General features: G+C 70.1%; 11 protein-coding genes and 1 pseudogene. 4 read left to right on the top strand and 8 right to left on the bottom strand.

The genetic code is table 11. From position 1 onward, the window contains the following. The 6 genes and pseudogenes from VFB40_RS13015 to VFB40_RS12990 all read right to left on the bottom strand — a co-directional run. A pseudogene (locus VFB40_RS13015) lies at positions 1–217 on the bottom strand (alpha-galactosidase); the annotation flags it as partial. 248 nt (positions 218–465) lie between these two features. Then, complete coding sequence (locus tag VFB40_RS13010) at positions 466–2,808, bottom strand: RecQ family ATP-dependent DNA helicase (protein WP_324850345.1); 2,343 nt, start codon at positions 2,806–2,808, stop codon at positions 466–468. Positions 2,809–3,054: 246 nt separating this feature from the next. Next, positions 3,055–3,927: an SGNH/GDSL hydrolase family protein gene (locus VFB40_RS13005; RefSeq protein ID WP_324850343.1), complete on the bottom strand. Its 873-nt coding sequence runs from the start codon at positions 3,925–3,927 to the stop codon at positions 3,055–3,057. A 102-nt stretch (positions 3,928–4,029) separates the two neighbouring features. Further along, complete coding sequence (locus VFB40_RS13000; protein WP_324850341.1) at positions 4,030–4,875, bottom strand: phosphatase PAP2 family protein; 846 nt, start codon at positions 4,873–4,875, stop codon at positions 4,030–4,032. 124 nt (positions 4,876–4,999) lie between these two features. After that, positions 5,000–6,652, bottom strand: a complete 1,653-nt coding sequence (locus tag VFB40_RS12995) for a sensor histidine kinase (protein WP_324850339.1) — start codon at positions 6,650–6,652, stop codon at positions 5,000–5,002. Between the two features lie 145 nt (positions 6,653–6,797). Next, positions 6,798–7,499 carry a response regulator transcription factor gene (locus tag VFB40_RS12990; protein WP_324850347.1) on the bottom strand — a complete coding sequence of 234 codons (702 nt, stop codon included), beginning with the start codon at positions 7,497–7,499 and terminating at the stop codon, positions 6,798–6,800. Positions 7,500–7,717: 218 nt separating this feature from the next. Here VFB40_RS12990 and VFB40_RS12985 point away from each other — a divergent pair, with 218 nt between their 5' ends. From VFB40_RS12985 to VFB40_RS12975, 3 genes are read left to right on the top strand one after another with little or no spacing between them, the layout of a single operon-like run. Next, positions 7,718–8,896 (top strand): NAD-dependent epimerase/dehydratase family protein, encoded by a 1,179-nt coding sequence (locus tag VFB40_RS12985; protein WP_324850337.1) that lies wholly within the window; start codon positions 7,718–7,720, stop codon positions 8,894–8,896. Between the two features lie 8 nt (positions 8,897–8,904). Next, positions 8,905–9,852, top strand: a complete 948-nt coding sequence (locus tag VFB40_RS12980; RefSeq protein ID WP_324850335.1) for an NAD-dependent epimerase/dehydratase family protein — start codon at positions 8,905–8,907, stop codon at positions 9,850–9,852. Then, entirely contained in the window at positions 9,849–12,242 is a 2,394-nt protein-coding gene (locus VFB40_RS12975) for a glycosyltransferase family 2 protein (RefSeq protein WP_324850333.1), read from the top strand. Before VFB40_RS12980 ends, VFB40_RS12975 begins: the two co-directional genes overlap by 4 nt. Here VFB40_RS12975 and VFB40_RS12970 read toward each other — a convergent pair. Next, the gene (locus tag VFB40_RS12970; RefSeq protein ID WP_324850331.1) at positions 12,134–12,622 is read right to left on the bottom strand and encodes a GtrA family protein; all 489 of its coding nucleotides are present in this window, start codon (positions 12,620–12,622) and stop codon (positions 12,134–12,136) included. The genes VFB40_RS12975 and VFB40_RS12970 overlap by 109 nt on opposite strands. A 108-nt stretch (positions 12,623–12,730) precedes the next feature. On the opposite strand from VFB40_RS12970, the gene VFB40_RS12965 reads away from it, so the two are divergent. Next, positions 12,731–13,420 (top strand): HAD-IA family hydrolase, encoded by a 690-nt coding sequence (locus tag VFB40_RS12965; protein ID WP_324850329.1) that lies wholly within the window; start codon positions 12,731–12,733, stop codon positions 13,418–13,420. A 41-nt stretch (positions 13,421–13,461) separates the two neighbouring features. Here VFB40_RS12965 and VFB40_RS12960 read toward each other — a convergent pair. Then, on the bottom strand, positions 13,462–13,753 hold a 292-nt coding region (locus VFB40_RS12960; RefSeq protein ID WP_324850327.1), incomplete at its 5' end, for a YfhO family protein.

Raw genomic sequence — 13,753 nt, 5'->3', positions numbered from 1 at the left:
GCATCCCGTTGTCGTGCATGGCCAGGGCGGTGGCCTTGATCAGCGACTCGGAGACGTTACAGCCGTACGCGTTCCAGTCGTTGAACCCCATCTGCGGAGTCAACGCCAGGCCGTTGCTCAGCGCCGCTGCGGGCGGCGCCGTGGCGGCGACTCCCGCCAGCGGTGCGGCGGCCAGCGCCACCGCGGTGATCAGTGCACGCAGGCGTGCGTGGGTCATCAGTCCTCCTCGACTGCCCGATCATTGAGAACACTGAAGCAGTGTTCGAATTCAACCGGAACCCGCGCGGCGCCGACCGGTTCCTTGGTCGCCGGGAAAGCTAGACAGTCGCGCACGGTGTGTCAATGGACTGTTAAACGGACAGGCTGACCCGACACGGCCGAACCCGGCGAAGCGGGTGAGGAGGGCGGGAAAGACGTTGTGTTAGAGCTCTGTTTTGTTGGGAAACAGCGTGGAAGCAGGGCGGGTCAGCCCGCGGTAGCCAAGGCGAGCGGGAGGACGGCGGTCGCGCCTGCTTGCCGCAGCAGGCGCGCGGTGACGGTGAGCGTCCAGCCGGAGTCGACCAGGTCGTCAACCAGCAGTACCGGACCGGGGCTCTCCCTGAGCCGCTCGGCCAGGTCCGGGCCGATGGCGAAGGCCGCGTGCACCGAACGCAGCCGCCACGCGCTGTTCGCGCCTCCGCTGTACGGGCCGTCGGCAACCCGGTCCACCGTGCCGAGCAGCGGCAGTCTGCCGATCTCGGCGACCCGTGCGGCCAGTGAACCGATCAGCTGGGGACGTCTCCGGGAGCTGATCGAGACGACGCCGACTGGTCGGCCTGCGCCGCTCCATCGGCGGGCCGCGTTCTCGTGCGCGGACCATTCGCGCAGAACGTCGACGACGGCGTTGACGAGTGCGTCGGAGATGGGGCGATCGGGCGCGTTGTGGTCGAACAGGTCGCGCAGCGTCGATCCCCAGCCGAGATCGGTCAGCCGGGCCACCGCTCGGCCGGTCGCGTGCTGCTCTTCCTCTGGGATCTTGCCGCGTAGGTCCACTCCGACTGATGGCATGCCGCTTGGCCATTGCCTACGTGGTTCGATCGGGACGCCGACTCGGTGGCTGTGCGCATCGGCTGCCACTACTGCTGTGGTGGAAGTTTCGGCGGACAGCCGCGATCCGGTGCAGTTGTCGCAGCGCCCGCAGGGCTCGGCGTACGGGTCGTCGAGTTGGCGGCGCAGGAATTCCATCCGGCAGCCGTCGGTCGCGGCGTAGTCGAGCATGGCGCGTTGCTCCTTTTCGCGCGCTGCCGCGATCCGGGCGTACCGCTCCTCGTCGTAGGTCCAAGGCACGCCGGTCGCCGCCCAGCCGCCGGAGACGCGCCGCACCGCGCCGTCCGCGTCCAGCACCTTGAGCATCAGCTCCAGCCTGCCCCGGCGCAGTTCGACCTGCGGTTCGATGGCCATGGTGGACAGCGGCTTCGGCGACTGCCCGATCACGGCGAGGACCTGCTCGACCACCGCGCGGGGCGGAAAGGCCAGCGAGTCGAAGTACCGCCAGATCGCCTGGTCCTCGGGACCTGGCAGCAGGACGGCCTCCGCGCGCTCGACGCCGCGGCCGGCCCGCCCGACCTGCTGGTAGTAGGCGATCGGCGAGGAAGGCGCGCCGAGGTGGACGACGAAGCCGAGGTCGGGCTTGTCGAAACCCATGCCGAGCGCCGAGGTCGCCACCAGGGCCTTGATCCGGTTGCCGAGGAGGTCCTCTTCGGCCTCTCGGCGCTGCGCGTCATCGGTGCGGCCGGTGTACGCCGCCGCGGTGTGGCCGTGCTCCTGGAGGAAGAGCGCGGTCTCCTCGGCCGCGGCCACCGTGAGCGTGTAGATGATGCCGGAGCCCGGCAGTTCGGCGAGGTGGTCGGCGAGCCAGGCGAGGCGGTGCGCCGAGGCCGGGGCGTTTGCGCCGCCGGCGGCCGTGCCCGGGGCGTTTGCGCCCGGGCGGATGACGGACAGGCGGAGGGACGCGCGGTCGAGGGGGCCGCGAAGGAGAAGTGGTGCGGGGCCGGTTCGCGGTACCGGCGGGGCCGCTTTGGCGGCGTTCGGAGCGGTGGTGGGGCTCGCACTGCGGGCCGCTTTGGCGGCGGGAGCGGTGGTGGAGTCGAGGCCGGTGCCGAGTTGTTCGGCCACGTCGGCAGTGACTCGCGCATTGGCGGTGGCCGTGGTGGCCAGCACCGGCAGCCCCGCGGGCAGGTGCGCGATCAGTGTGCGCAGCCGCCGGTAGTCGGGGCGGAAGTCGTGGCCCCAGTCCGAGACGCAGTGCGCCTCGTCCACGACCAGAAGGCCGGTCTCGGCGGCCAGCTTCTCCAGCACGTTGTCCCGGAAGGCCGGGTTGTTCAGCCGCTCCGGGCTGATCAGCAGCAGGTCGACCTTGCCGAGCCGGATACGCTCCTCGACCTCGGACCACTCGGTTAGGTTGGCCGAGTTGATCGTCGCGGCGCGCAGTCCGGCGCGCTCGGCCGCGGCGATCTGATTGCGCATCAGGGCCAGCAACGGCGAGACGATCACGGTCGGCCCGGCCCCGCGCGCCCGCAGCAGTGCGGTCGCCGCGAAGTAGACCGCTGACTTGCCCCAGCCGGTACGCTGCACCACCAGGCAGCGCCGCCGGTCGGCGACCAGGGCCTCGATCGCCTGCCATTGGTCTTCGCGCAGTCGCGCCTGCGGCCCGGCCAGGGCGCGCAGCACCGACTCCGCCTCGGCGCGCAACGCGGCGCGGTCGGGCGCGATGTCCGTGGTCTTGGCTGCGGCATCCCGAGAGCTGGTCGAGTCGGTCTGGTCGATCATGAGTCTTTTCTAGCGGATTGCGCCGACAAGATGCGCGAAAACTCTTCGAGCCTGTGGATAACGAGGTTCGCAGGCGTGGAAAGCGCGGCGGCGAGGCAACCGGGGAAGGTGCCTCGCCGCGTGGAAGTTGAGGGGATTATGCGATTAGGTGCGTATATAAGACATTTTGAGGCGGTTGCCACTTGAGACGGTTGCCACTGAGGCGGTTGCCACTGAGGCGGTTAGTGGCTGAGGAGGGTGGGGCGGTTAGGAACCGAGGGCGGCTTCGAGGGCCCTGGCCATCGCGGCCTCTCCTTGTGCGTTCGGGTGGAAGGGGGCGGCGGGTGCGAGGGGCACGAGTCCTTCGATCCACTTTGTTCCCGGCGCTTGGCAGACGTCGTGGCCGATCGTCGAGGTGTACGTGTCCACGTACTGCGCGTTGTTCGCCGCGGCCTCCTCGGCCAGCATGCTGTTAAGCCGCTTCTCGGTCGACCTCAGGTACGAGACGTCGCCGTACGCGATGGGTTCGAGCGGCCAGCAGCCGTTGCTGTACTCCGGCAGGATGTCCGGGTAGCCCACGACGAGCACCCTGGCCTGCGGCGCACGCTGGTGGATGGCCTGCAGGACGGCACCGACCTTGGGTGCGGTCGCGTCGATTGCGGCGGCCAGTTGGTCCGTGCCGCCCGCGGTGTAGTGCGCGGTGCAGGGGGAGCCGAACGGATTGGTCAGGCTCTCGCCCGCGCAGGTGGCGATGATGCTGATGAAGCCGATGTCGTTGCCGCCGATTCCGAGCGTGACCAGGCCGTCGTCGGAGGTGACGGCGTTGAGTTGCGGTCCGTTGACGACGATCGGGCCGTCGGCCTGAGACTGCGTCATGTCGTCCGTGGTGGCGGCGCCGCAGCTGACGTCTGCGAAGCCGGAGAAGCCTTCGGCCGCGGCTGTGAGCGAAGGGTAGTTCTGGTCGGAGCGCAGACAACCGAGGTTGACCTGGTCCGGGATGAGCGGTCCGGAGACGTACGAGTCGCCGAGAGATACGTACTTGCCTGGGGGAGCCGCCACGGCGGCGTTGGCGGTCGCGACTGCGAGCAGCAGCGCACCACCCACGGCCACCGTGGCGCGGGCGCGCACGGCGTTGGGCATGGAGAGACTCCGAGCGGGGGAGGGAGGCGAAGTGGGGGTGACGCGGGCGTTTGTGGGTTACCCGCTAGTAGCTGCGCAGCTCCCGTGATAATGAACGCGGTGTTACCTCACGTCAACAAGCCCGCCGCGTCCCACATCCTGCTTGGTTAGGTCTTTACGTGCAGTAACGCGCTTTTGTCGGAGTTTGCGGCCGCCCCACTGCGCGCACAAGGCCGCGATGAGCAGCGCTACGGCCACGATCCCGTCACCCCAGTAGTGGTTGCCGGTCGCCACCACGACGAGGATGGTCATCACCGCGTGCACGATCCCGATGTACCGCCAGCGTGACGTGCTGACCCGGTATACGCACACGGCGACCAGTACGGCCCAGCCGACGTGTACTGAAGGCATCGCTGAGAGCTGATCGGCGCGGAAGCCGGCGACCGTGCCGTAGACCGACTGCCCGTACTTCATCGCGGTGTCGACCAGGCCCAGGTTCGGGATCATCCGCGGCGGCGCGACCGGGATCAACTGGATCAGCAGGCACGAGGCGGTGAGCAGGGCGAGGGTCGTGCGCCAGCGCGGATAAGCGTCGCGGTGCCGGATGAACAGCCAGAACAGGAACACGATCATCATGGTGAAGTGCATTGTGTCGTAGTACAGGTTCGCCGCCTGCACGATCAGCGGGTGCGGCAGGATCCAGCCCTGCACCGTGCGCTCGCTCAGCAGATGCGCTGAGCGTTCGGTGTTCCAAATCCACTGCCCGCGCCCGACCGCCGCGTAGGTCCCGTTGCCCGAGAGCGAACCGGCGAACTGCCACAGGGCGTACAAACCGATGATCAGCGCGGCTTCGCGGAGGAACGGCTGTATGCGCCGAAACGCCTGCCGCCAGCGCAGCAGGCCCCACCCGACGGCCAGCGCCCCGGCGATGACCGTGGCCTCCTGCCACGTCCACATCAGGTTCGGCATATACGGCCATTCTAAAGATCGGCGAACGCGTGACCGAGTGCTCGATGCGGCCGTCACACGCGCGGGGAACAGTCTGCCTCATGCGGTACGCGCTATGGCGGGCGGTACGGTCCCGACCCGGTACCTAAGGTGCGGAACCCAGCGCGGGGTCGAGCGCGGACTCCTCCGTCTCCTCGGATTCCGCGGGCTCTGCCGGTTCGGTCTGCGGCGGAGCGGCCGGCAACGCGAGGCGGAAGACGGCGCCCTGGCCAGGAGCCGTATGCACTGACGCGGTCCCTCCGTGCGCTTCGGCGATAGCCGCGACGATGGCCAAACCGAGTCCCGCGCCACGGTCACCATTCGAACTGCGAGTACGCGCGGGGTCGGCGCGGTAAAAGCGCTCGAACACGTGCGCTGCCGCCTGCTCGGTCAGCCCGGGCCCGGTGTCCGCGACCTCCAGCAGGTATTCGGTCGGCCGTGCGGCGCCCTCCGGGCTCGGGCGCACTCGCACCGAGACGCGGGCGGCGGCGGGCGTGTGGCGCAGCGCGTTGTCGAGCAGGTTGTCCAGTGCCTGACGCAGCCGGGTCTCGTCGCCGATGACCACGGGCGCGCCACCTGCGGAAGGCCGCTCGATCCGCAGCTCGATCGTCCGGCCCGGTTCCCGCGCCTTCGCCCCGGCGATCGACTCGGCCGCGAGCGCGCCGAGATGGACCTGGTCGCGGGCCAGCGGCCGCTGCTGGTCGAGCCGGGCGAGCATCAGCAGGTCCTCGACGAGCACGCCCATGCGCAGCGCCTCCTGCTCGATCCGGCGGATCAGGTCGGGCATGCTGCGGGAGTCCGCGGCGCCCTGGCGGTAGAGCTCGGCGAAGCCGCGGATCGAGGTGAGCGGGGTGCGAAGCTCGTGGCTGGCGTCGGCGACGAACTGGCGCATGCGCCGCTCCGAGTCGCGGGCCGCGGCCTCGGAGCGCTCGCGCGCGCTGAACGCGGCCTCGATCTGGCCGAGCATCCCGTTGAGCGCGGCGGACAGCCGGCCGGTCTCGGTCTTGGGATGGCCGCCGGACACCCGCCGGGACAGCTCGCCCGCGGAGATCGCCTCGGCCGCGGCCTCGATCTGGGTCAGCGGCCGCAACGCGGTGCGTACGATGATGTAGCCGAGTACCACCAGCGCCGCGCCGACCGCGGAGTCGATCGCGACCTCCAGCCGGGTGAGCTGCGCGACGGTCGCGTCGACGTAGTTGAGGCTGGTCGCGACCAGCACGTACCCCGGCACCGTCTGAGTCGTCGAGGGCATGCCCGCGGTCGCCCCGGACTTGGCGGCGTCCGCCAGCGCGTTGGTGTGCTTCGGCGGCGGGGGAGCGACGTGGTACTCCGTCTGGACCACGACCGCCTCCCAACGCAGGGTCGGCTTGCCCTTGTTGGTGAGGATGAACGAGTCACCGGACTGCGCGGCCGCCGCCAGTGCCGCGTGCGAGGGCAACTCGGGCAGCACGGTGTCGCCGTTCACCCACGCCGGGCAGTAGGCGACGACGTACGCGGTATCGGAGCCGCTGATCAGCTCGGTGGCGTTGTCGTTGGGCAGGCCGCCGCAGTTCAGCCCACTGCTCATCGGCTTGTACCGGTGCGCCTCGGCCACCGCGCTGCCGAAGGCGCGCAACTGCTGGCCGTTTTGGTTGATCAGATAATCGCGAAGCAGCGAGATACCGATGACGCCGGTCACCGTGAGCGCGAGGGCGACCAGCGCCAGTGCGCCGGCGACCAGCCGTGCCCACAGCGGGCTGCGGTTCCACGTCCACCGCACGCCGGCTGCGAGACGGAGCCCTCGGTGCCTCACCGCTCCCGTCCAAGTTCGTCGTCTGTAGTCACTGCACGCCGTAGTCACTTCAGCCGGTGGCCACAGCCGCGATTGTCCGACTGAATGCTGAAGACTCAGTCATCCTGAAGACTCAGTCTCCCTCATGCGGCTCGCGCAGAATGTACCCGAGCCCGCGCACCGTGTAGATCATCCGCGGGCCCTGGCTCTCCAGCTTGTGCCGCAGGAAGGAGACATACGACTCCACGATGCCGTGCTGGCCGGCGAAGTCGTAGTTCCACACCCGGTCCAGGATCTGCGCCTTGGACAGCACCCGGCCGCTGTTGAGCATGAGGTACCGCAGCAGCTTGTACTCTGTCGGCGACAGCTCGATCAGCCTGCCCCCGCGCCGCACCTCGTGCGCGTCCTCGTTGAGCTCCAGATCGCCTACCCGATAGCGGGCCGCGGAGGGCGTGTCGCCACGGGTACGCCGCAGCACCGACCGGATCCGCGCGACCACCTCTTCCAGGCTGAACGGCTTGGTGACATAGTCGTCCCCGCCGAGGGTCAGGCCGGTCACCTTGTCCTGCAGCGCGTCACGCGCGGTCAGGAACAGGATGGGCACCTGCCGGGACTCGCGCAGCCGCCGGGCCACCTGGAATCCGTCCAGGTCGGGCAGCATCACGTCCAGGATCACCAGGTCCGGAGGGTCGCGCTCCGCGCTCTCCAGCGCGTCGCGTCCGCTGGCCGCCGCGACCACCTCGAACCCGGAGAACCGCAGGCTCACCGAGAGCAGTTCGCGGATGTTCGGCTCGTCGTCCACGACGAGCAGGCGCGGGGCTGATTCCTCGGGCATCGGCACGACGCCGATCCTGCGCTGGGCAACTGAACGTCTGCTGCCTGTTTCCTGAATAGCGGCTGTAAGGCGGCGAGAGTCCATAGGGGGATCATCCCTCGTCCCGGGCTCGAATTTCAGGCTCTTTGCAGAAACCGCCCAGCACCCTTTCAGACGCCGCATGTCCACTGAGCCTTGGTAACAGCCCGGTCACGAACGCGGATGGATGAGGTCAGGTCATGCGGATCCTGGTGTTGGGCGCGGACGGCTACCTCGGCTGGCCCACGGCCCTGTACTTGTCGGACCACGGCCACGAGGTCGCGGTGCTCGACAACTTCGCCCGGCGCGGATACGACACCGAGCTCGGCGTGCGCAGCCTGGTGCCCATCGAGTCCTTCGCAGACCGGGTCGAGGCCTGGCGGCAGGTCTCCGGCAAGCAGCTGACCTCGTACGTCGGCGACCTGACCGACCCCGAGTTCACCAAGGCGACGATAGCCGGCTTCCGGCCCGACGCCGTCGTGCACTTCGCCGAGCAGCGGGCCGCGCCGTACTCGATGATCGACCAGGCGCACGCCGTCTACACGCAGACCAACAACGTCGTCGGCACGCTGAACCTGCTCTACGCGATCGCCGAGACCGATCCCGCCATCCACCTGGTCAAACTCGGCACGATGGGCGAGTACGGCACGCCGAACATCGACATCGAAGAGGGCTGGCTGGAGATCACCCACAACGGGCGCACCGACCGGATGCTCTACCCGAAGCGGCCCGGCTCCTTCTACCACCTGTCCAAGGTGCACGACAGCCACAACATCGAATTCGCCTGCCGGATCTGGGGCCTGCGCGCCACCGACCTGAACCAGGGCGTCGTCTACGGGCAGCAGACCCCGCAGACCGCGCTCGACCCGAGGCTGGCCACCCGCTTCGACTATGACGCGGTGTTCGGCACCGTGCTCAACCGCTTCGTCATCCAGGCGGTGCTCGGCCACCCGTTGACCGTGTACGGCACCGGCGGGCAGACCCGCGGGCTGATCGACATCCGGGACACCGCGGAATGTATCCGGATCGCCTGCGAGAACCCGGCCGCGGCCGGAGAGTTCCGGGTGTTCAACCAGATGACGCAGTCGCTCTCGGTCGAGCAGATCGCCAAGACGGTGGCCGCCGCGTACCCGGGTGACGTCCAAGTCGAGTACTTGGATAACCCGCGCGTCGAGTCCGAGAACCACTACTACAACGCGGTACACACCAGCCTGGAGAAGCTGGGGCTGCAGCCGCATCTGCTCTCCGACACGCTGATCGAGTCGCTGTTCGACGTCGTCGCGCAGAACAAGGACCGGATCGAACCGGACGCGATGCGCCCGGTCGTGCACTGGCGCAGGCAGAGCAACCCGTCTTCGGCCGTCGCCGTCGCGCAGTGAGCGCGCCGATGACCGAGGCGGCAGCGACGCAATCCGCGGATGGTCAGCTCGCCGGGCAGCGCATCCTGGTCACCGGCGGCGGGGGCTTCATCGGACGGCATGTCACCCGCACGCTTATGCGGGCCGGGGCGACTGTGATCGTCGCGGACCGGCAGCCGGGCGAGGTACCGCAGGGCTGCGAGGCGTTGACCGGCGACCTGCGCGACCCCGCGTTTCGCGAGGCGGCGGTAACCCCCGGGCTCGACGGGATCGTCCACCTCGCGGCCGCGACCTCGGTGCTGGCCTCGATGCGCGATCCCGCCGGGGTACACGACTTGAACGTCACGGCCACGGCTGGACTGCTGGAACTGGCGCGGTTGCACAGCGTGCCGCGGTTCCTGCTCGCCTCGACCAACGCCGTGGTCGGGGACGTGGGCACCGCGACGATCGATGAGTCCTCGCCGCTGCGGCCGCTCACGCCCTACGGCGCCTCCAAGGCGGCCTGCGAGATGCTGCTGTCCGGCTACGCGGGCGCGTACGGCATGGCGACTTGCGCGCTGCGGTTCACCAATGTCTATGGTCCGGGCATGGCGCACAAGGACAGCTTCGTGCCTCGGCTCATGCGCGCCGCACGCGACGGCGAGACGGTCCGCATCTACGGCGACGGCAAGCAGTCGCGTGACCTGGTGCATGTCGAGGATGTGGCGCGCGGCGTGCTCACCGCCTGGACTCAGCAGGCCCTCGGCCCGCTGGTGATCGGCGCCGGCCGGTCGGTCAGCGTCCTGGAGCTGGTGCGCGCGGCCCGCGCGGCCACCGGAACCGAGCTGCCCGCCGAGCACATCCCGGCGCAGACCGGCGAGATGCCCGCCGTCGTGGTCAGCATCGCCCGCGCCCGCTCGCTCGGATACGAGCCGCAGGTCACCCTGGAAGACGGCCTGGCCGGGGTCTGGCAGGACTTCCGCGAGCAGCGGCCGTGACCGGAGAGGCGGCGGCGCCCGCGCGGCCGGGCCGCCGGGCCGGCCGGCTGCCGTCCTGGGCGAAGCCGCCTTCCGAGCTGTGGCCGCTGCTGCGCGCGTGGACGGCGGCCGCTCCGCGCCGCCTGCTGCGGGCCGCGCGGGAGCACTGGTTCTTCACGCTGCTCTTCGTCGCCGGAGCGGTCGGCCGGCTGCTGGCGTTGCAGGCCTACCGGCCGCTGCTGACCAACCTCGACTCGTTCTGGTACGTCGGCAACAGCACCGACCTGCTGCCCCAGGGCGAGGACCCGATGGGCTACTCGCTGGTCATCAAGGTCTTCCTGGCCGTGGCCAACCTGTTCACCCTCGCCGTCTTCCAGCACCTGCTCGGCCTGGCGGCGGGGTTGGGCGTGTACGCGCTGCTGCGACGCTGCGGCGCGCCGAAGGCCCTCGCGGCCGTGGCCGCCGCGCCGATCCTCCTCGACGCCTACCAGTGGCAGATGGAGGAGTACCTGCTCAGCGACGCGATCTTCCTCGGCATGGTCACCGGCGCGCTGTTGCTGCTGGCCTGGCGCAGGAAGGCCGGAGCCAAGACCCTGGTCGCCGCCGGACTGATCCTCGGCATGAGCGTCGCGGTGCGGTCCATCGGCGAGGTCACGATCGCGCCCGCGCTGCTGTACGTGCTGTGGGCCTGCGGGCCGCGCTGGCGGCCGCGGTTGCGGTCGGCCGCGTTGCTGCTCGCCGGCTTCCTGCTGCCGGTGCTGCTCTACGCCTGGGACATGGACGCGAACACCGGTCAGTTCACGCCGAACTCGCCGACCGGCGCCGCGATGCTCTACGGCCGGGCGGCGACCGTCGCGAACTGCTCGGCGATGCCCGCGGACCTCGCCGCGATCTGCCCGTCTGAGACGGTCGCGCAGCGCGAGAGCACCGGCCCGGACTTCTACGACAACAACCCCGGTTCCCCGCTGGCCAAACTGGCGAACGACCCGAACGCGCCCGCGCTCGAGCACCGCTTCGCCCGCTACGTGATCGAGCACCAGCCGCTCGATTTCGCCGGCGCCGTCGGCCGCGACTTCCTCGCGCTGTTCCTCTCGCCGCGCCAGGACGTGCCCGGCGCCACGCCGATCAGCCGCTGGCAGTTCTTCACCGTCTATCCGGTCTGGGCCGACGACCGGACCCCGGCCGCGCTCTTCGGCAGCATCGGCGAACAGTCGGCCTACGCGAACAGCACGCTCGCGCAGGGCTTGCTGGATTATCAGCTCAACGGCGGTTACACCCCGGGCTACTTCTTCGGCGCCGCGCTTCTGGCCGGACTGGCCGGGGCAGTCGGCGTCACTCGCCGCGCTCGCCGCAGCCCGCTGCGCCCGGCCTGCTTCCTCTTCACGGCCTCCGGTCTGGCGCTGCTGCTCGGCGCCGACCTGTTCGAGTACTCCTGGCGCTACCAGCTGCCCGCGCTCACCCTGCTCCCACTCGGCGGGGCGCTCGGACTCATGGCGCTGCTCGGCCTGGACAAGCGGCCACGGCCACTGCTGGCCGCCTACCCCGACCCGACGGACGCCCAGGCCGCGGCCGACTTCCACGAGCGCTACGGCGAGCAGCCGCACCTCGCGCCCGTGGTCATCGTGATCGCCGCCTACAACGAGGCGGAGGCCATCGGTCCGGTGCTGGAGACGCTGCCGACCGAGTGCGAGGGCAGGCAGGTCGCACCGCTGGTCGTCGTCGACGGCGCGACGGACGAGACCGCCGAGATCGCGCTCAAGTACGGCGCCTACACCTGCGTCGCTCCGGAGAATCGCGGCCAGGGCGCCGCGCTGCGGCTCGGCTACCGGCTCGCGCACGAAGCCGGCGCGCAGTACATCGTCACCACCGACGCCGACGGACAATACGACAACACACAACTGCCACAACTGCTCGCGCCGCTGCTCGACGGCAGCGCCGACTTCGTGACCGGATCACGCATCCTCGGCAGCCACCAGACCCGCGATCCGGTGCGCCAGCTCGGCTGCCGGGTTTTCGCCTTCATCGTCAGCAGGCTGATGCACACGCGGGTGACGGACACGTCCTTCGGCCTGCGCGCCATGCGCGCCGGCATTCCGGCCGCGCTCACGCTCGAACAGCCGCAGTACCAGTCCTCCGAGCTGCTGATCAGCGTCTTGGCGGCGGGCCACCGCGTCGCCGAGGTGCCGATGACGATCCGTCAGCGCGGCGGCGGGCAGACGAAGAAGGGCGGGAACCTGGTCTACGGGTTCCGATACGCGCGCGTCGTCCTGCGCACCTGGTGGCGCGAACGCCGCCGCGCCGCTCAGCCCGACTCGGTGGCCGGCACCGCGGTGGCTGTGGAGCAGGAGCGCTTTGCAGAGAACACCCAGCCGTCGAAGAGCACGAACTTGATCACGAAGACCAGGCCGTAGGCGGCCAGGTACACCACGCCGAGCAGGAACGAACGCTCGCCGCGGTCGCTGACCGCGTGCCGAACCACCCCGTCAGCGGCGGTGGTCGCGGCGATCGCGAGCGCGGCCGTGCCCAGCGTGATCACCCAGTAGGGGAGCAGTTCCCGCAGCACCGGCGGGCGGTCGCGTTCGCGCCAGGCCCAGCGCCGGTTGAGCAGGTAGTTGGGCACCGCCCCGGCCACCCAGGCCACCAGGGAGGCCGCCTGCGGCCCGAGGCCGAGCAGGCCGTACCCGGCCACCAGCACGACCTCGCTGCATCCGGTCGCGACCAGCGAACCCGCGGCATACCGCAGGAACGTGCGCCAACGCCGGGACGAGGTCACGGATCTGAGAATCGACACGCTGCTCCTTTCCCGGCGACGGTAGCCGGTCAGCCTGAACGTAACCTCCAAATCCGCGATCAATACGGTTAACTGGCCGTTCGCCATGGCCGATTAGACTCGCCGATCATGCGCTTCGAGGTAGACGCCCTGCTGTTCGACATGGACGGAACCCTGGTCGACTCGACGGCTTCGGTGCTGCGCGGCTGGCAGACCGTGGCGGCCGAGTTCCCGATTCCCCCCGATCTGTTCGCGGTGGTGCCCAGGCACGGGCGCCCGGCCGGGGAGATCCTGGCCGATCTGCTGCCTGCGGAGCTGATCCCGGCGGCCGCCGAGCGCCTGGACGAGCTGGAGCGGACCGACACCGCCGACGTCGTCGTGCTGCCGGGAGCGGCCCGGCTGCTGGCCGCGGCACCCGCGGGACGCTGGGCCGTGGTCACCTCGGCCGGCCGGCAGTTGGCCCGGGTCCGGCTCGGCGCGGCTGGAATCGGCGCGCCGGTGCTGGTCACCATCGACGACGTGAGCCGCGGCAAGCCGGACCCTGAGCCGTTCCTGCTGGGTGCAAAGCTGCTGGGCGTGCCGCCGGAGCGCTGTCTGGTCTTCGAGGACGCTCCTGCCGGGCTCGCCGCCGCCAGGGCTGCCGGAGCCGTGACGGTGGCCGTCGCCACGACGCACGCCGCTGACGAGTTGGACGCCGACGTGGTCGTTCCGGATCTCAGCGCGGTGCGAATAGTCGGCGTGACCGCACCAGAAGGCGGCAGGGATGGCGAGCCCGGCGAGAGTGGCGAAGGCAGCCGGATCGTCGTCATCGTTGACTGAGCGCGCTGCCGCCGACCGATGCTGAAGCCGGAGACGCGCTCCTAAACGACTGCCGCCGGCTCAGCCTCGCGCCGCCGCCGCCGGGTCCACCACACCTCGCCGAGCACCACGGCGATCAGACCGACCACGGTCACCCCGGTGAGCGTGTACGCGATCGTGCCGCGCGGAGCGGAGAAGTGCAGGGCGATCGTGTGGGTGCCGGCCGGGACCGCGACCGCCACCACGCCCTCGTCGGCGGAGACCAGCGGCGTCTTCTTGCCGTCCAGCGTGGCCGTCCAGCCCACCTGATCGGCGTCCGCCACCACCAGGTAGCCAAGGCCCTGCGCGTTCACC

The sequence above is a fragment of the Actinocrinis sp. genome (assembly GCF_035650855.1).
Classification (GTDB): domain Bacteria; phylum Actinomycetota; class Actinomycetes; order Streptomycetales; family Catenulisporaceae; genus Actinocrinis.
The sequence above is the reverse complement of the archived record's forward strand: the minus strand, read 5'-3'. Positions and strand labels throughout refer to the sequence as shown.

Excerpts from the sequence above, each read along its gene's own strand:
- VFB40_RS13010 (WP_324850345.1), bottom strand. The coding sequence starts at position 2,808 with ATGATCGACCAGACCGACTCGACCAGCTCTCGGGATGCCGCAGCCAAG.
- VFB40_RS13005 (WP_324850343.1), bottom strand. The coding sequence starts at position 3,927 with ATGCCCAACGCCGTGCGCGCCCGCGCCACGGTGGCCGTGGGTGGTGCG.
- VFB40_RS13000 (WP_324850341.1), bottom strand. The coding sequence starts at position 4,875 with ATGCCGAACCTGATGTGGACGTGGCAGGAGGCCACGGTCATCGCCGGG.
- VFB40_RS12990 (WP_324850347.1), bottom strand. The coding sequence starts at position 7,499 with ATGCCCGAGGAATCAGCCCCGCGCCTGCTCGTCGTGGACGACGAGCCG.
- VFB40_RS12985 (WP_324850337.1), top strand. The coding sequence starts at position 7,718 with ATGCGGATCCTGGTGTTGGGCGCGGACGGCTACCTCGGCTGGCCCACG.
- VFB40_RS12980 (WP_324850335.1), top strand. The coding sequence starts at position 8,905 with ATGACCGAGGCGGCAGCGACGCAATCCGCGGATGGTCAGCTCGCCGGG.
- VFB40_RS12965 (WP_324850329.1), top strand. The coding sequence starts at position 12,731 with ATGCGCTTCGAGGTAGACGCCCTGCTGTTCGACATGGACGGAACCCTG.